The 15,617-nt window shown below is 68.5% G+C and carries 18 protein-coding genes and 1 tRNA gene; 6 read left to right on the top strand and 13 right to left on the bottom strand.

All coding sequences use genetic code 11. The annotated features are described in order from the left end of the window. Nucleotides 1–101: 101 nt before the first annotated feature. Nucleotides 102–359 (top strand): hypothetical protein, encoded by a 258-nt coding sequence (locus V5D55_RS09925; RefSeq protein ID WP_435742444.1) that lies wholly within the window; start codon nt 102–104, stop codon nt 357–359. Between the two features lie 34 nt (nt 360–393). Here the strand turns inward: V5D55_RS09925 and V5D55_RS09920 are convergent, their stop codons facing one another. Further along, nucleotides 394–2,124, bottom strand: coding sequence for an L-aspartate oxidase (locus tag V5D55_RS09920; protein WP_435742443.1), 1,731 nt, complete (start codon nt 2,122–2,124; stop codon nt 394–396). A 71-nt stretch (nt 2,125–2,195) separates the two neighbouring features. Between V5D55_RS09920 and V5D55_RS09915 the strand changes: the two genes are divergently transcribed. Together V5D55_RS09915 and V5D55_RS09910 are read left to right on the top strand one after the other, a co-directional pair. Next, a complete protein-coding gene (locus V5D55_RS09915; RefSeq protein ID WP_435742441.1) occupies nt 2,196–3,131 on the top strand; it encodes a LysR family transcriptional regulator in 936 nt (311 codons plus the stop codon). A gap of 108 nt (nt 3,132–3,239) precedes the next feature. Continuing rightward, the gene (locus V5D55_RS09910) at nt 3,240–4,583 is read left to right on the top strand and encodes an alpha/beta hydrolase family protein (RefSeq protein WP_435742439.1); all 1,344 of its coding nucleotides are present in this window, start codon (nt 3,240–3,242) and stop codon (nt 4,581–4,583) included. Nucleotides 4,584–4,671: 88 nt separating this feature from the next. Here V5D55_RS09910 and V5D55_RS09905 read toward each other — a convergent pair. Together V5D55_RS09905 and V5D55_RS09900 are read right to left on the bottom strand one after the other, a co-directional pair. Then, a tRNA-Arg gene (locus V5D55_RS09905) sits at nt 4,672–4,744 on the bottom strand. Between the two features lie 77 nt (nt 4,745–4,821). Next, nucleotides 4,822–5,406 (bottom strand): asparagine synthase, encoded by a 585-nt coding sequence (locus V5D55_RS09900; protein WP_435742437.1) that lies wholly within the window; start codon nt 5,404–5,406, stop codon nt 4,822–4,824. 133 nt (nt 5,407–5,539) lie between these two features. Between V5D55_RS09900 and V5D55_RS09895 the strand changes: the two genes are divergently transcribed. Beyond that, nucleotides 5,540–6,379: an SDR family NAD(P)-dependent oxidoreductase gene (locus V5D55_RS09895; protein WP_435742435.1), complete on the top strand. Its 840-nt coding sequence runs from the start codon at nt 5,540–5,542 to the stop codon at nt 6,377–6,379. Between the two features lie 26 nt (nt 6,380–6,405). Here the strand turns inward: V5D55_RS09895 and V5D55_RS09890 are convergent, their stop codons facing one another. From V5D55_RS09890 to V5D55_RS09865, 6 genes are all read right to left on the bottom strand, one after another. Continuing rightward, the gene (locus V5D55_RS09890) at nt 6,406–7,269 is read right to left on the bottom strand and encodes a hypothetical protein (RefSeq protein WP_435742433.1); all 864 of its coding nucleotides are present in this window, start codon (nt 7,267–7,269) and stop codon (nt 6,406–6,408) included. Continuing rightward, nucleotides 7,266–7,511 carry a hypothetical protein gene (locus tag V5D55_RS09885; RefSeq protein ID WP_435742430.1) on the bottom strand — a complete coding sequence of 82 codons (246 nt, stop codon included), beginning with the start codon at nt 7,509–7,511 and terminating at the stop codon, nt 7,266–7,268. The genes V5D55_RS09890 and V5D55_RS09885 overlap by 4 nt, the downstream gene beginning before the upstream one ends. Nucleotides 7,512–7,643: 132 nt before the next feature. Then, entirely contained in the window at nt 7,644–8,303 is a 660-nt protein-coding gene (locus V5D55_RS09880; RefSeq protein WP_435742428.1) for a GntR family transcriptional regulator, read from the bottom strand. 128 nt (nt 8,304–8,431) lie between these two features. Further along, on the bottom strand, nt 8,432–9,073 hold the full coding sequence (locus V5D55_RS09875) for an NADPH-dependent F420 reductase (protein ID WP_435742426.1): 642 nt from the start codon (nt 9,071–9,073) through the stop codon (nt 8,432–8,434). A gap of 47 nt (nt 9,074–9,120) precedes the next feature. Further along, nucleotides 9,121–9,555 carry a Fe-S cluster assembly sulfur transfer protein SufU gene (gene sufU, locus V5D55_RS09870; RefSeq protein WP_435742424.1) on the bottom strand — a complete coding sequence of 145 codons (435 nt, stop codon included), beginning with the start codon at nt 9,553–9,555 and terminating at the stop codon, nt 9,121–9,123. Beyond that, the gene (locus tag V5D55_RS09865; RefSeq protein WP_435742422.1) at nt 9,552–10,859 is read right to left on the bottom strand and encodes a cysteine desulfurase; all 1,308 of its coding nucleotides are present in this window, start codon (nt 10,857–10,859) and stop codon (nt 9,552–9,554) included. The genes sufU and V5D55_RS09865 overlap by 4 nt, the downstream gene beginning before the upstream one ends. Before the next feature lie 54 nt (nt 10,860–10,913). Here V5D55_RS09865 and V5D55_RS09860 point away from each other — a divergent pair, with 54 nt between their 5' ends. Continuing rightward, complete coding sequence (locus V5D55_RS09860) at nt 10,914–11,561, top strand: LysE family translocator (RefSeq protein WP_435749228.1); 648 nt, start codon at nt 10,914–10,916, stop codon at nt 11,559–11,561. A 15-nt stretch (nt 11,562–11,576) separates the two neighbouring features. On the opposite strand, the gene V5D55_RS09855 is transcribed toward V5D55_RS09860, so the two are convergent. Further along, on the bottom strand, nt 11,577–12,377 hold the full coding sequence (locus tag V5D55_RS09855; RefSeq protein ID WP_435749227.1) for a DUF1206 domain-containing protein: 801 nt from the start codon (nt 12,375–12,377) through the stop codon (nt 11,577–11,579). A 75-nt stretch (nt 12,378–12,452) separates the two neighbouring features. Next, nucleotides 12,453–13,103, bottom strand: coding sequence for a GyrI-like domain-containing protein (locus tag V5D55_RS09850; protein ID WP_435749226.1), 651 nt, complete (start codon nt 13,101–13,103; stop codon nt 12,453–12,455). Nucleotides 13,104–13,272: 169 nt separating this feature from the next. On the opposite strand from V5D55_RS09850, the gene V5D55_RS09845 reads away from it, so the two are divergent. Further along, complete coding sequence (locus V5D55_RS09845) at nt 13,273–13,818, top strand: hypothetical protein (RefSeq protein WP_435749225.1); 546 nt, start codon at nt 13,273–13,275, stop codon at nt 13,816–13,818. A gap of 31 nt (nt 13,819–13,849) precedes the next feature. On the opposite strand, the gene V5D55_RS09840 is transcribed toward V5D55_RS09845, so the two are convergent. Both V5D55_RS09840 and V5D55_RS09835 read right to left on the bottom strand, forming a co-directional pair. After that, nucleotides 13,850–13,987, bottom strand: coding sequence for a methionine/alanine import family NSS transporter small subunit (locus V5D55_RS09840; protein WP_435749223.1), 138 nt, complete (start codon nt 13,985–13,987; stop codon nt 13,850–13,852). Then, nucleotides 13,984–15,606 (bottom strand): sodium-dependent transporter, encoded by a 1,623-nt coding sequence (locus V5D55_RS09835; RefSeq protein WP_435749221.1) that lies wholly within the window; start codon nt 15,604–15,606, stop codon nt 13,984–13,986. Before V5D55_RS09835 ends, V5D55_RS09840 begins: the two co-directional genes overlap by 4 nt. Nucleotides 15,607–15,617: the final 11 nt, after the last annotated feature.

Raw genomic sequence — 15,617 nt, 5'->3', positions numbered from 1 at the left:
CTTGGTCGACACGGACGCCGGACGGGGCGCACGTCAACCCCCTTCGTCGCAGCCCAGGGCAGAGGCATCCTGATGAGGACGACATCACGAAAGGGGCGATCATGACCGACAGCACGCCGAACCAGGAGTCCACACCCGAGCAGGCCGAGACCTCCGAACCGGCTGTGACTCCCGAACAGGCGGAATCTCCCGAGCAGGCAAGCCCTGAGGAGATTCCCAGCACGGAGCAGCTCGAGGAGCCCAGCGCGGAGAAGGACCCGGGCGAGGAACCCAAGGCTCCGAAGCGCGACGAGCCGGAGCCCGACCATGAGGCAGTCGGGATCGGCGTCATCGACACGGAAGAGCCGCAAGCCGGCTGAACCGCGCGCCCGTCCTGTCAGATCGTCGAGTGATCTACTCGACGAGCTTGCCCTCGGTGTCGACCTCGCGCATGAGTTCCGCGATCTCGGCCGGGATCTCCGGGATGGACTCGCGCGTCACACCATCGCGGAGGCTCCACACGAGGTTCACCTGCAGCGTCGGGTCGCTGTCGGGGAAGTCGCTGCGGTTGTGGCATCCGCGGGTCTCGCGACGCTCCAGCGCCGCCTCGAGCGTGGCGCGCGCCGCGAGCGCTGAGGCCTTGAGGTCGAACGCGTGCGCGAGATCCTGGAACCCGGCGATGTCGGGATGGATGCCGATGTCCTCCATCCGCCCCTCGATCATGTCGAGGTCGGCGAGGCCGGCGCGCAACCCTTCTTCCGAGCGGACGACGCCCGCGTACTCCGTCATGAGGTTGCGGATCGCGCGCTGCAGGGCGCGCACGTTCTCGCGCCCGTCGGCCGCCAGCAGGTCGGCGATCTCGGCCCGCGCCGCATCCACGGCAGCGGCCGAGCGATGCTGCGCATCGAGACCCGCGGCATGCGCGATCGCCGCCTGTCCGACGATCCGCCCGTAGACGAGCAGTTCGATCAGCGAGTTGCCACCGAGACGGTTCGCACCGTGCAGGCCGCTCGACGCTTCGCCGATCGCGTACAGCCCATCGACGTCGGTCTGGTGGTCTTCCGGACGCACCCACACCCCGCCCATCGAGTAGTGCGCCGTGGGGGCGATCTCGATCGGATCGGTCGTGATGTCGAGCATCTGCAGCTCCATCATCGTCTGGTAGACGCGCGGCAGACGGGTCATGATCGTCTCGCGCGGCAGGTGCGAGACGTCGAGCCAGACGCCGCCGTTCTCGGTGCCGCGCCCCTCGGCGATCTCGGTGTATGCGGCGAGCGCGACGCGGTCGCGGGTCGACAGCTCCATCCGCTCCGGGTCGTACTTCGCCATGAACCGCTCGCCGAGCGCGTTCCGCAGGATGCCACCTTCGCCACGAGCCGCCTCGGAGATCAGCGTGCCCGCCGCGTTCTCGGGCTCGATGATGCCGGACGGATGGAACTGCACGAGCTCCGGGTCGCGCAGCCGCGCCCCGGCGTCGACCGCGAGGCGGAACGAGTCACCCGTGTTCTCGTCGCGACGGGAGGAGGTGCGGCGCCAGATGCGGTTGTGTCCGCCGGCAGCGAGGATGACGGCATCCGCGTGGATCAGGTAGCGCGTGCCGTCGGCCTGATCGAATCCGTAGGCGCCGAACACGACGTTGTCGCGCACGAGGAGTCGGGTGATGTAGACGTGGTCGAGAATCGGCACCTCGAGCTGCTCGGCCTTGCGCACGAGCGTGCGCTGGATCTCGAGGCCGGTGTAGTCGCCGGCGAACGCGGTACGGCGGAACGTGTGCGCGCCGAAGAAACGCTGCGAGATGCGCCCGTCGTCTTCGCGCGCGAAGTCCATGCCCCAGCGCTCGAGATCGCGGATGCCGCGCTCGGCGCCCTGCGTCACGATCTCGACCGTGTGCGGGTTGGCGAGCAGGTAGCTCTCCTTGATGGTGTCGGCGGCGTGCTGCTGCCAGCTGTCGTCGGCATCCATGGTGCCGAGCGCGGCGTTGATGCCGCCGGCGGCGAGGGAGGTGTGGGCATCCTGACGGGGGCGTTTGCCGACGGCGAGGACGTCGATGCCGTGTTCGGCGACCTCGATCGCCGCCCGCAGCCCGGAACCACCGGTTCCGATGACGAGGACAGTGGTGGAGATCTGACGTTCGCGTGTGCTCATGCCTTCGACGCTAGTTAGGCGATCCTAATTACTCCAATGCATAGTTCGACTCTGAACCATGCGGGTAGGCTATGGTCATGAACCTCGAGCAACTGCGCGGGTTCGTCGAAGTGGCCCGCCTCGGCCACTTCACCCGCGCCTCGGAGCACCTGCACCTCGCGCAGCCCTCGCTGAGCCGTCAGATCTCGACGCTCGAGCGCGAACTCGGGGCCGAACTGTTCCATCGCGCCCGCGGTCACATCGCTCTCACCGCCGCAGGCGAGACCCTGCTCCCCCGCGCCCAGCGGATGCTCGCCGAGGCCGACGCCATCCGCGACGAGATGGGCGAGATGGCCGGACTCCGCCGCGGTCGCGTGCGACTCGGCGCTCCACCCACGTTGTGCATCAGCCTGGTCGCCGAGGCGATCAGCACGTTTCACACCGCTCACCCCGACGTCGACCTCCATCTCATCGAGAGCGGGTCGCGGCTGCTCGTCGAGCAGCTCGCCGTCGGCGCGGTCGACATCGCCCTCATCACCGAATCGGACGGGCCACCGCCGACGGGATTCAGTCTGACGCGCACACCCCTCCTCACCGAGGAGCTCGTCGTCGTGTCTGCGGCATCCCAGCCGCCGGTGGCAGTGACGCCCGCGATCGGACTCGATCATCTCGCGACACTTCCGTTGATCGAGCTTGATGTGTCGTACCAGCTGCGCGCGACGACGGATGCTGCGTTCCGCTCCGCCGGACTCGATCCGAAGCCCGTGCTGGAGGGAGCGGAGATGGATGCCGTGCTCCGCTTCGTCGAGCGCGGTCTCGGCGTGGCCGTGGTGCCGGCGATGGTGCTGCTCGATCGTCCGGCCCTGCGCTCGGTGCGCCTGGCGCATCCGATGATGACCCGCACGGTCAGCCTCGCGCACCGATCCGACGTCACGCCGGCGGTCGCGGTCGCCGCGATGCGCCGGGTTCTCGTGGCGACGGCGGCCGAGGTCGCGCGGCGCGATCCGGCGATCACGAGCCTGTTGTAGACACGGCGTCATCCTTCCGAGGTACGGGAGACCGCCCGGAGGATGACGACCTCGGCGGGTCCCCGCGCATAGCGTTGAGCACTCACCCGCACCATCCGGAGGAGACCCATGCCCTGGCTCGATATCGCCGTCGCCGCAGGACTCGTGGCGACGCTCATCACGGGGTTCGCGACGCGGAAGCGGTCGCTCCTCCCCGTCGCGGCAGTCGGCATCATGACGCTCGCCGGGCTCGGAGTCGCCTTCTGGATGGAGGGGACCCGCTGGCAGGTGATCGCGCTCGCCGTCGCCGGTCTCTTCGTCGCCGGCGCCGTCGCGTGGGCGCGCTCCGGCAGACTCACGGTCCTCTCCCGCGTCGGCGGGACCGCTGTCGTCGTCGCGATCGCGATCCTGGCGGGCGCGGCGTGGGGCCTTCCGCCCGTGCACGTGCCGGCGCCGAGCGGCCCTCAGACCGTCAGCGTGACCACGACGGTGTGGGTCGACGACTCCCGCGGTTCGCGAGGTGAGGACGGAGCGGAAGCAGCAGACGGCACCCGGTCGATCCCCGCCACCGTCTGGTACCCGGCATCCGCATCGGGGGATGCCGCCGCCTACCTCGCCGACCGCGATCGTGTCGATGGACTGACGGAGGCACTCGCCGCCCAGTACGGGATGCCGGCGCTGGTGTTCGACGGACTAGCCCGCGCGCGAACGAACGCCTCAGCGGACGCCGCGCCCGCCGAGGGGAGATTCCCGGTCGTGATCGCCTCGCCGGGTTCCGGGAGCACCCGATGGCTGATGACGTCGTGGGCGGAGGAACTCGCCAGCCACGGCGTGATCGTCGTCGGCATCGACCACCCCTACGACTCGGCCGGCGCCGAGCTCGCGGACGGGTCGACCGCCGAGAGTGAACTCGTCGCGACCGGTGACGACGAGCGCGACCAGGCCGCAGCCGACTTATCGGCCACGATCCGCGCGGATGACATCAGCGCCGTGATCGACCTGGTCGACCGGGGAGAAAGTGGCGTCCCCGCCCTCGACCACGCCGACACGTCCCACTTCATCGCGGCTGGCCACTCACTCGGCGGCGCGGCCGCGGTGGAGGCGGCACGCCTGGACGAGCGGATCCGCGGTGTGATCGACATCGACGGGATGCCGCGCTCAGCCGACGCCTCGCCTCTGGGAGTCCCCGCGATCTTCCTCGTGGCCGGCGACGCCGATGCGAACCCCGAGTACGATGCCGCGGTGCAGAAATTCCTCGGAGACGACGCGGTACGAGTGACGCTCGGCGGCGTCGCGCATCTCGGATTCGTCGACGCCGGGCTGCTCCTCGCACCCGTGCCCACCATCACCGGGGTCCGCGGTCCCGACGGCCCGCGGCTCGCCGCCGACGCGACACTCATCCTGGTGGACGCTGTGACTTCCGGCGAGGTCGTCGACCGGGAGGCGCTCGGCAGGATCGGCACCGCAGACTGACGGCATCCGCCACCCAGACGGACCGCCGGACAAAAGCAGAACCCCCGCCGCTTACGCGACGGGGGTTCTGTACTGTCTCAACACAGTGTGCGCCCGAAGGGACTCGAACCCCTAACCTTCTGATCCGTAGTCAGATGCTCTATCCATTGAGCTACGGGCGCATGGCCCCGAGGCGGAAACCGCTCCTCGGGCCGACGATAAGCCTACAACAGTCCCGGCGGGATTGCGAAACGAGGCGTCAGTCGTCGGTGGCGTCGGCCTTCGCCTGCTTCTTGCGACGTTTGGCGCGGGCACGCTGCTCCGATGACAGTGCTTGGAGGTCGACCAGACGCAACGCCTGCATACGCGCATCTCGCATGCGGCCGTAGTCGGGATCCTGGTCGGGGCGCATGCCTTCGACCCGCAGACGGCGGTCGAGGTTGTGGCGCACGTCGGCCCATGCGGCCTCCCGCGCCTCTTCGACGATCTCGCTCACACGGTCCCGATCCTGCATGATCTCGCGCAAGCGCACGCCGACTCCGGTGGACTGCTTGGCGCGGCGTCGGAGGTTGCGCACATCGCGGTCGCGGTAGTCGTGTGTGCCATGCGGGTCGGAGTGACGGCCCCGCGCCCGCTTGCGCAGCGCCGTGACGTTCGCGGCAGCTTCTTCGGCCTCTGCGGCCATCGCACCGAGGGCTTCACGGGCGTCGGCGATGTACTTGTCGATGTCGAAGACGCCGTCTTCGGCGATGGTCCCCACGAGGATGTGGTTCTTCACGGCGAGGCGCGCGGCAGCCGTCGCGATCGCCACGCCTTCGGCGATGGCATCCGCTGTTCGTCCCACCGCGACCTCCTCTCCTCGAGCGTACCGGTATCACTCCGACGCGGTGTCGGTCAGAATGGGTTCCGGATCAGGTTCCCCCACCCATCCGACATTCGCTTGGCGCCCACCCCGACCGCGCCCGCAGGAGGCCGCAGTGAAGCATCTCGATCTCGTCGGCAGCACCACGGTGATCACGGGGGCAGCGAACGGGATGGGCGCAGAGATCGCCCGACTCCTCGCCGCGCGCGGCGTGCACCTCGCGCTCATCGATCACGATGCCGCCGCCCTCGCCATGTTGGCCGAGACGCTGGACGGAACCATCGTCACCACGCACGTGATCGACCTCCACGACGACGATGCGGTCTTCGCCGGGGTCGCCGAGATCACCGCCGCACACCCGCGGATCAATGCCCTGATCACGTGCGCCGGTTCGTCGATGCTGGGCACCCTCGACCAGCTCACGATGGAGGAGATGCGCTGGCTGACCGACGTCAACCTGTGGGGCACGGTATCGGTCACGAAGGCTCTCCTCCCGGCCCTCCGAGCGGCGCCCTCCGCGCACATCACGCACCTCGCCAGCGTCTACGCGATGGCGGCACCCGCCGGTCGGATCCCCTACGCGATGAGCAAGTTCGCCGTACGGGCGTTCTCCGAGGCGCTGCGACACGAGCTGGAGGGCAGCTCGGTGACGGTCGGCGCGGTCTACCCCGCCGGCGTGCGCACCGGAATCATCCTGCACGGCCGGTACGCGGCCGCGATCGATCCGGATGTCGCGGCGCGGGCCGCAGCAGCGCAGGCCAAGATGTACCACACGGAGCCCGCGGATGCCGCTGCCCTCATCGTCCGCGCCACCGAGCGCAGAACAGCGCGGGCGATGGTCGGACGCGAGGCGCGGCTGATCGACGTGCTGGTGCGCGCGGCCCCCTCGGCGTACTGGCGCGTGATGCGCCGACCCCTGCGAGCGGCGATCGACACGACCACTCCGATCTCCTGAGGACTCCGATCGCCTGAAAGCGCTGCTCAGCGGACGGCGCCGACCCAGATGCCCGACGCCCAGGCCTGCTGCTCGCCGTTGCATCCCACCGACCCCGGATAGCCGCGCACCACGGCCATGCAGTTGGCGAGGAACTCCGGGTCACCGCCGAACAGCGATCCGTAAGCCGACGAGGAGTTGAGCGCGCCCCACACCCGGAACTGATGGATATGGGCGAGTTCGTGCGCCATGGCCCAGTTCAGCCGACTTTCGCTCCAGTTCGCGATGTCGGCGCGGTACTTGATGTATCCGCTGCTGTTGGCGCAGGCCGGCGCATTGCCCCCGGCGCATGAAGACGACTCGTACAGCCCGACGCCTCCACCTCCGACGCGGTCGAGTGCTGCACGAACACGCGCGTAGCCGTCGGGTCCGCTCGTCGTCCATGCGGGGCCACCGGGCCCGCTGCTCTGCGCCGCCTGCCACGCCGTGACCTCGCCGCCGACCTTCGCCGTGAGCGCGTGCACGGTCGCCGTCGCAGCCGTCACCGTGTCGGGGTTCGCCCGTTCGGCGAGGACCGTCTGCTGCGCGGAGAGCGCCGATGCGCGATGGGCTTCCGTGTCGACCTTGCCCTTCGCGCCGTCGAGTGCGGCGCGCAGGGCTTTCAGTTCGACGACGAACGCCGGTCGCACGCTCAGCACCGCGGCACGGTCGGCCGTGTCCGCCTCGGCGCGCTCCGCGGCACCCGCGAGGTAGTCCGTGCGCTGAGCGGCGGAATGCGCCTGCGCCGCCAGCGCCGTGAGCTCGGCGATCGCCTCGACGCGCTGGTGCTCGAGCGCATCCGCCCGGGCGACGACACCGGCCGACAGCAGGATCGCCGCGGCGACGGTGACGGAGACGACGCGGCGGATCACTTCAAGAATCCTGTCGTGTCGGCGAGCTTCGCGTCCTGCTCCGCGATCTGGGAGCGCAGCGCCGTGAGCTTCTCCGCGAGGAGGAGGTTGTCACCGCGCGACGCGTCGAGCTGCTCCTCGACCTGAGCGATCTGGGTTCGGATGGCGGCGACAGCCGTCGCGCGCTCCTGATCTGCGACCACCACGAGCACAGCTCCGCCGACCAGCAGCAGGCTTCCCACGACGACAGCAAGACGACGCATCTCGCTCCCCAGAACACACGCGACAGTGCCGGAACGGCTCCGGTGTGCCCAATATACAACCGGCGTCAACGTCGTCCCGCGAGGCCAGGGTCGCAGGCGCGGCCCCCGCCCTCCGAATGCGGGGAGCGTCGGTCAGATCGCGATGTCGCTGCTCGCGAGGCGCAGCTCAGCGGCGACCTGGCCGCTTGCGAGATGCTCTGGCACGATCCGACGCAGAGTGTCGGTGTCGCGCGCGGCGATCGCGTCGAAGAGCACCCGATGCTCCGCCGCCATCGCCAATAGGTCGTCGTGCTGCCCGAACAGCCAGCGCAGGCGTGTCGAGAACACGTCGATCAGCTCGCACAGCATCTCGTTGCCGGCCAACTTCGCGGCGATCTCGTGGAACTCACCGGCAGCCGATCGGGCGTCTTCCGCATTCCCCGCCCGCGCCGCCTCCCACTCGCGGTCCAGGGTCTCCCGGAGGCGAGCCAGCCCGGCATCGTCGTGTCGTTCGGCCGCGAAGACGAAGATCAGGGTCTCCATCGATTCGCGCACCTCTGCGAAGTCCTTGATGTCGCGGTCGGTGAATTCGCGGACCACCGCCCAGCTCCGCGGCCTGGAGATGACGACGCCTTCCGCCACGAGAGTGCGGATCGCCTCGCGAACCGGGAGCCGCGACACGTTCATCTCGGCGGCGATGTCGCGCTCCACCAAGCGGGAACCGGGCACACGGCGGCCCAGCACGATATCGTCACGCAGAATACGCGTCACCCTGACCGACTCGAGTTCGCCGGTAGCCCCCGCCGCCGTCATGCCCGCATTCTCTCACCTGAATGACCGTTCACCAAGTTTTGGTATCCCAACCGCCTCACGGCGAATCCGCGCGCCTACGCAGAGAGAGCGGATGCCGCAGCATCCGCTCTCTCCCCGTGGTCAGAGACTCAGGGCAGGCGGTTCGCGATCGCGAGGTTGGCGGTGAGCTCCTCGGCGTTCTGCCTGGCGACGTACGCCGGTCGGTCGCGCTCGACCCGCCACGACTCGCTGAGCGGCCCGACGTTGACCGTGTCGAACCCGGCCTCGTCGTAGAGGCGAGTGACGAACTCGATCGCCTCGGCATCGTCTCCCGCGGTCGCGAGGGCGCGGCGGTTCGCCGTACCGGCAGGCTTTCCGTCGGTGGTGATCTCGGACGCGTAGATGTGGTTGAAGGCCTTGGCGATCTTCGAGGTGGGCAGGCGGCGCTGCAGCAGCTCCGAGGTGGTGGTCTCGCCCTTGTCGAGCGCATCGATGTGGCCGTCGCGCTCGAAGTAGTAGTTGTTGGTGTCGAGGACGATCTTTCCGGCGAGCTCGTCGACGGGGAGCTGGTCGATCGCGCGCAGCGGCACGGTCACGACGACGGCGTCACCTGCTGTCGCAGCATCCGCCGCGGTGGCCGCCTTCGCCCGCGGGCCGAGCTCGGAGATCAGGTCTGCGAGCGTCTCCGGTCCGCGCGAATTCGCGATCACGACGTCATAGCCGTTCGCCACCGCCACGCGGGCGACCTGGCTGCCGATGTGTCCTGCACCGATGATTCCGAGAGTTGTCATGTTCGGCCCAACGCCTGCGCGGCGCGGCTATTCCCGGGATGAGGTCCTCAGCCTCGCGACAGTGCGTCCTCTGCCGCGACCCAGGCGAGCATCGCGCACTTGACGCGGGCGACGTACTTCGACACCCCGCCGAGGGCCGCCGCATCACCGAGCAGTTCCTCATCGGGCTCGATCTTGCCGCGCGAGCGCATGGCCTCGCGGAACGCCGCGATGCGGACCTCGAGGTCTGCGACCGAGAGCCCCTCGGCGAGTTCGGCCAGGAGTGACGCCGAGGCCTGCGAGATGGCGCAACCATGGCCTTCCCAGGCGATCGCCTCGACGCTGCCGTCGGCGGCGCGGTGCACTTGCAGGGTCACCTCGTCGCCGCAGGTGGGGTTGATCTGATGCGACTGCGCCGGGATCGCCTCGCGCAGGCCGTAGCCGTGCGGCGTACGCGAGTGGTCGAGGATCAGTTCCTGGTAGAGGTTCTGCAGGTCGCTCATGCGCCCCTCCGGAAGAATTCGATGGCTCCGGCCACGCCGTCGACCACGGCGTCCACCTCGGCATCCGTCGTATAGAGATAGGTGCTCGCCCGCGTCGACGAGGTGACGCCGAGACGTCGGTGCAGCGGCTGCGCGCAATGGTGCCCGACGCGCACCGCGATCCCGAGATCGTCGAGGAACTGCCCGACGTCGTGCGAATGGATGCCGGCCACGTCGAAGCTCGCGAGCCCGACGCGCGGCAGATCGATCCCGGCGCCGAGCACCCGCACGCCGTCGATCGCGGTCAGCCCATCGAGGAGCCGACGCCCGAAGGCCGCCTCGTGCGCCGCGATGCGCGGCATCCCGACCGCGGTGAGGTAGTCGACGGCGGCAGCGAGCGCGACCGCCTGCGAGACCCGTTGCGTCCCCGCTTCGAAGCGCTGCGGCGGCGGCAGGTACTCGGCCTCGGTGGTCGTGACGGTAGTGATCATCGAACCGCCGGTCAGGAACGGGGGCATCGCCTCGAGCAGTGCGCGGCGGCCGTACAGCGCGCCGATGCCGGTCGGGCCGAGCATCTTGTGCCCGGAAAGCACTGCGAAGTCGACGTCGAGAGCGCGGACGTCGAGCGGGAGGTGCGGGGCGGACTGACAGGCATCGAGCAGGGTGAGCGCGCCGACCTCGCGGGCGAGCACGACGAGCCGATCGACCGGGTTGACGACGCCAAGCACGTTCGACACATGGGTGAACGCGACGAGCTTCGTCCGCGCGCCGATGAGTTCGGCTGCGACATCGAGCCGCAGGGCGCCGTCGTCGTCCAGGGGGATGACACGGAGAGTGGCGCCGGTGCGCGCGGCCAGCTCCTGCCACGGGATGAGGTTAGCGTGATGCTCCATCTCGGTCGTGACGATCTCGTCGCCCTCGCGCAGGCGGAGCCTGGCGGCAGCTTCTCCCCCGCGCCCGATGGATGCGTTCGACAGCGCGTAGGCCACGAGGTTGATCGCCTCGGTGGCGTTCGACGTCCAGACGATCTCGTCGTCGTCGGCGCCCACGAATCGGGCGAGGGTGCTGCGTGCGTCTTCGAAGAGCTCGGTCGCCTCGGCAGCCAGGGTGTGCGCTCCGCGATGCACGGCCGAGTTCATGGTCGTGGCGAATTCGCGTTCCGCGTCGAGCACCGCGAACGGTCGCTGCGAGGTCGCACCCGAATCGAGGTAGACGAGCGGATGCCCGTGCACCTGCGTCTGCAGGATCGGGAAATCCTCGCGGAGGCGCCGCACCTCGGCGTCGCTCAGCGGGGCGATCACGTCGGCAGCCGGAGAAGAGCTCATCGTTCCAGTTTCTCATCTGCAGCTGATGGTCGGGCGGTGCCCTAGGCTCACACCATGTTCAGCGCCGAGACTCTCGCGACTTTCATCGTCGCGGCTTTCGTCATGGTGGTCATCCCCGGCCCGACCGTGTTGTTCACGATCGGTCGCGCCATGGCCCTCGGCCGTCTGGGTGGATTCCTCAGCATCGTCGGCACCGCGGTCGGCTCGATCGTGCTGGTCGTGGCGGTCGCACTCGGGATCGGGACGGTGGTCGCCCAGTCGGTGGTGCTGTTCACCATCGTCAAGGTGCTCGGTGCCGGGTATCTGATCTTCCTCGGCATCCAGGCAATCCGCCATCGGAAGGACGCGGCCCGCGCCATGGGCACCGCGCCCACTCGGCGCTCCGGGCCGCGCCTGCTGCTCGAAGGGTTCGTCGTCGGGGTCACGAATCCGAAGTCGATCGCCTTCTTCCTCGCGATCCTCCCCCAGTTCGTCGATCTGCACGCCGGGTCGGTGCCGCTCCAGCTGTTCGTGCTCGGTGCGATCGTCGTGTCGATCGGCGTCTCGTGCGATGCGATCTGGGTACTGCTCGCGAGCGCCGCGCGCGATTGGTTCGGACGCTCCCCGCGACGGATCGAGGCGATGGGCGCGACCGGCGGAGGGCTCATGATCGCGCTCGGCGCCTTCCTCCTGGTGTGGAGCGACAAGCCCGCCAGCACCTGATCGCGGACGGCGCCGTCACATCCGGGCGTAGCGCGAGCGCGCGATGCAGAACAGGCCGTAGACCGCCAGCCCGGCGCCCACGGTGCACAGCACGATCGGTCCGTATGGCAGCGTCAGCAGGCTGTGCAGCGCCCCGTCGAGCCCTGCCGATCTGTCGGGGTCGTCGGTGAGGGCGGCCACGACGAAGAGCACGCCGGTCACGGTGACCGCGATCCCCTTGCCGATGTAGCCGATCACTCCGAAGGTCACGATGCCGCCGCGCGCAGTGCCGGACGGCAGGTCGAGCAGCTTCTTGAACCCTTGAGTGAATCCACTCGCGATGAATCCGATGCCGACCCCGCTCACGGTGAGGCCGAGGATGACGAGCAGGACGACGCCGGCGGGCGCGGCCAGCAGCACCGCGCTCACGGTCTGTGAGGCCTTCTCGGAGTCGGCCTTGCCACCGAAGGCGAAGATCGTCGCCATGCCGGCGATGACGAGGTAGCTGAGCGCGATGCCGAAGAACTTGACGCGCCTGCCCCACTTCTTGGTGTCGGCCGGGTCGGCGGCGAGAAAGGCGCTCGCGATCTGCCAGACGGCGAGAGCGACCAGGCCTGCGGCGATCACGGCGAGGAGCAGCCCACCGATCGGGCTGTTGCGCACCTGTTGCATCGCTCCGTCCTGATCCGCATCTCCGCCGCCGCCCACCGCGATGGAGATGGCGATGCAGCCGATGATGATGTGGATCACGCCGACGACGATGAAGCCGACTCGGGCGACCCGACGGAACCCGTCGGAGTCCTTGGTGGCGCGCGCGGCGTCCTTGACGGTGCTCATCGATGAAGGATACGTGCGAGATGGCAACCACGGAGAGGGGGTTGATTTCTGCTCGCACCCGACCGACCGCGGCGATCAGGAGACGGCGGCCACCGGCTGACGGAGGATCGTGCGCAGCTTCGCCGGTTCGACGCGGCGTCGGTCGCTCAGATAGATCTCGTGGTGGCGCGCGCGCATCTGCAGACCGCGCTCAGGGATGAAACGGTCGTGCAGATCGGCGAGCACAGGCCCTTCGTCGTCGAACGCCCCGACGTGGAGGGTCTGGACGCAGAGCCCTTCGTCGAGGGTCTCCAGGCGCAGGGAAGCCAGCGCAGGCAGCGACTCCTTCTTCTTCTCGCTCTTCTTCTGCACGGCGTCGACCGCATCGGCGAACATCTCGGGCGTGACGTGATCGGGCACCATGATCATCAGCGTCCACAACCACGTCGACTTGTCGCGCCGCGAGGTGAACGTCGCCATGTCGGGCGCGTGCCACAGTCCCTCCAACGGCATCACCACGGTATCGATGCCGAGCTCCCGGCGACTCGCGAACTTCAGTGTGTAGGCGACGGGGAACAGGGCACTCACGGCCTCGCTGAAGGCCGCGACCACATTCGGGTCACCCGCACCGTCGACCATCAGGTACTGCATCGGCGGCACCTCGATCACGCGGATCTCTCCGCGCTTCGCCTGATAGGCATCGACGCTCTTCTTGGGGTCGAGCGGCTTCGGGGATTCGTTCGCCATGGCGGGCCTCCGGGTTGTGAGGTCAGTGTCGCACGAGCTTCCGACACCGCCGCAAACACCACCGAAACCATAGCCGGATCCCAGTTCCATCACAGTGGATTCGGCGAGTGTGAAGGATAGGCGTCTATTCTCGATAGTCCTGGGGAAATTTGGTGGAGGCAGCGCAAACATGAAGGTCAACGATGTGCTCTCCGGTGTACCCATCGACGCTCCGGAGCTCCCGGACTCCGTCAATCCGTTCCTTCGCACCGAGCTTCTGGTCGACGCGCAGATCACGCGCATCCTCGTCGATGTGATGACCGGCTCCGTCGGAGTCCTCCTCGAACTCCGTCAGGCACTGCACCTGCCGGCGAACACCGGACTCCTGCGCGTGCACGGCGTCGCACAGCAGAACTGGCTGTGCACGTCCACCGCGAACGAGTTCACGGCGTGGTCGATCACCGGGGCCACCGTGTACCAGCGTCCCGGCGAGTTCCAGCTCGCGGCGCAGTGCCTCCCCGCCGGCGCCCTGCGCGTCGTCGGCACATCGGCCGACTTCACACTGCTCGACGCGGCGGCGCTCGCATCCGCCCCACCCGACTACCGCGCAGACGCGCGCGAGCTGATCCGGTTCGGGGTGGCCGACGAGAACACGCAGTGCGAGCCGGTCGGCATCGCACGGTCGGTGCAGTCGGATTCGGCGCAATTCGACTCGGAGGAGTTCGGCGCCGCCTGACCTGCTTCGAGAACGAGAGGGTTCCGTCCGCTCAGAGTTCGACCGGCACCGAAGCAGGCTCGGAGTCCGCTTCCTCGGGGTGACGCGCGAGGTTGACGATGCCGGCGACGAGTCCGCCCCACACCGTCACCATGGCGATGATCATCATGATGATGGCTGGCGTGGTCATGCGCGTGCTCCGTTCTCGGCCGGCTTCTGCAGCGGCACGGCACCCGTCTCCGGGTCGGGGTCGTAGTGCTCGTCGACGAGGAATTCGTCGTACTCGGGATCGTCTTTCGCGTGCGAGCGCTTGCTCCACGGCAGGAGCGACAGCAGGATCGCGAAGACCACCAGGGCGATCACCATGCCCCACCCGAACACCGCGAGGAACCACGCGGGAAAGCCGCCGTACGGCTCCGAGATCTTCGCGATGAGTTCGGTGACGAAGAGGTAGCCGAGGACGATCGGGGCGAGTGCGCCGATCGCGATCTTCCAGATCAGGCCGACGCGGAAGCTGGAGCGCCGGTTGAGGTGCTCCTGCAGGGTCGGCAGCTTGTGCAGCAGCCACGCGACGACCACGACCGCCACCAGCGCGACCGCCATGATTCCGAAGGCGTTGACGAAAGCATCCGTCGTGTCGAGCACGGAGAGTGCGGTGGTCGTCGAGAACAGCGCCATAGAGATGACCGCGAGCGGTATCGAGACCGTCAGCGTGGTGCGGATGCGTCCCCAGCCGAGCTTGTCCTGGAGGGCAGCGACGATCACCTCGAGGATCGAGATGAGCGACGTGATGCCGGCGAAGACCAGCGCACCGAAGAACAGGACGCCGATGATCGATCCGCCGGTCGCCTGCGACACGATCGTCGGGAAGGCGACGAACGCGAGTCCGATGCCGGAGGTGGCGACGCCCGCGACATCTGTGCTCTGCGCCTGAGCCATGAATCCGAGAGCGGCGAACACGCCGATTCCGGCGAGGATCTCGAAGCCCGAGTTGGCGAAGGCGACGACGAGGCCCGAGCCCGTGAGATCGGTCTTGCGCTTCAGGTAGGAGGAGTAGGTGACCATGATGCCGAACGCCACGGAGAGCGAGAAGAAGATGTGTCCGTATGCCGACGCCCAGACGCCCGGGTCGGCGAGGGCCTCCCAGTTCGGGGTGAAGAACGCATTCAGACCGTCCATCGCGCCGGGCAGGAACAGCGCCTGCACGACGAGCACCGCGAACATCACCGTCAACAGCGGCATCAGGATCATGTTCGCCTTGCCGATGCCGCGCTTCACGCCGAGGGCCATGATGCCGATCACGATCACCCAGACCGCGATCAGCGGGACGCCGACCTGCGGGACGAACTCTGTGGAGACGCCGACCGTGTTCACGTCTTCCGACATCAGGAAGTCGGTGCCGAAGAAGTTCTCCTCGTTGCCGGCGCCCCAGGTGAGCTGCGCCGAGAACCACGTGTACATCCCGGCCCAGGCGACGATCACGGCGTAGTACACCGCGATCACGACGCAGATCAGCACCTGCCACCAGCCGAGGGGCTCGGCCGCGCGATGCATGCGGCGGAAGGCGAGCGGCGCCGATCCGCGGAAGCGGTGGCCGATCGCGTAGTCGAAGAACAGCAGCGGGATGCCCGCGGTCAGCAGCGCACAGAGGTAGGGGATGAGGAACGCGCCGCCGCCGCCCTCGTAGGCGACGTAGGGGAAACGCCAGATGTTTCCGAGGCCGACCGCGGAGCCGATCGCCGAGAGGATGAAGACGTTCCGCGACCCGAAGGCCTCGCGTTTCGGGGACTGCGTCGTTGCGGTGGCCATGCCGGAGACCC

The organism is Microbacterium sp. PMB16 (genome assembly GCF_051294855.1).
GTDB lineage: Bacteria > Actinomycetota > Actinomycetes > Actinomycetales > Microbacteriaceae > Microbacterium.
Note: the sequence above shows the minus strand (reverse complement) of the source record. Positions and strands in the feature narration are given on the sequence as shown.

Excerpts from the sequence above, each read along its gene's own strand:
- V5D55_RS09925 (WP_435742444.1), top strand. The coding sequence starts at position 102 with ATGACCGACAGCACGCCGAACCAGGAGTCCACACCCGAGCAGGCCGAG.
- V5D55_RS09920 (WP_435742443.1), bottom strand. The coding sequence starts at position 2,124 with ATGAGCACACGCGAACGTCAGATCTCCACCACTGTCCTCGTCATCGGA.
- V5D55_RS09915 (WP_435742441.1), top strand. The coding sequence starts at position 2,196 with ATGGTCATGAACCTCGAGCAACTGCGCGGGTTCGTCGAAGTGGCCCGC.
- V5D55_RS09910 (WP_435742439.1), top strand. The coding sequence starts at position 3,240 with ATGCCCTGGCTCGATATCGCCGTCGCCGCAGGACTCGTGGCGACGCTC.
- V5D55_RS09885 (WP_435742430.1), bottom strand. The coding sequence starts at position 7,511 with ATGCGTCGTCTTGCTGTCGTCGTGGGAAGCCTGCTGCTGGTCGGCGGA.
- V5D55_RS09880 (WP_435742428.1), bottom strand. The coding sequence starts at position 8,303 with ATGACGGCGGCGGGGGCTACCGGCGAACTCGAGTCGGTCAGGGTGACG.
- V5D55_RS09875 (WP_435742426.1), bottom strand. The coding sequence starts at position 9,073 with ATGACAACTCTCGGAATCATCGGTGCAGGACACATCGGCAGCCAGGTC.
- sufU (WP_435742424.1), bottom strand. The coding sequence starts at position 9,555 with ATGAGCGACCTGCAGAACCTCTACCAGGAACTGATCCTCGACCACTCG.
- V5D55_RS09865 (WP_435742422.1), bottom strand. The coding sequence starts at position 10,859 with ATGAGCTCTTCTCCGGCTGCCGACGTGATCGCCCCGCTGAGCGACGCC.
- V5D55_RS09860 (WP_435749228.1), top strand. The coding sequence starts at position 10,914 with ATGTTCAGCGCCGAGACTCTCGCGACTTTCATCGTCGCGGCTTTCGTC.
- V5D55_RS09855 (WP_435749227.1), bottom strand. The coding sequence starts at position 12,377 with ATGAGCACCGTCAAGGACGCCGCGCGCGCCACCAAGGACTCCGACGGG.
- V5D55_RS09850 (WP_435749226.1), bottom strand. The coding sequence starts at position 13,103 with ATGGCGAACGAATCCCCGAAGCCGCTCGACCCCAAGAAGAGCGTCGAT.
- V5D55_RS09845 (WP_435749225.1), top strand. The coding sequence starts at position 13,273 with ATGAAGGTCAACGATGTGCTCTCCGGTGTACCCATCGACGCTCCGGAG.
- V5D55_RS09840 (WP_435749223.1), bottom strand. The coding sequence starts at position 13,987 with ATGACCACGCCAGCCATCATCATGATGATCATCGCCATGGTGACGGTG.
- V5D55_RS09835 (WP_435749221.1), bottom strand. The coding sequence starts at position 15,606 with ATGGCCACCGCAACGACGCAGTCCCCGAAACGCGAGGCCTTCGGGTCG.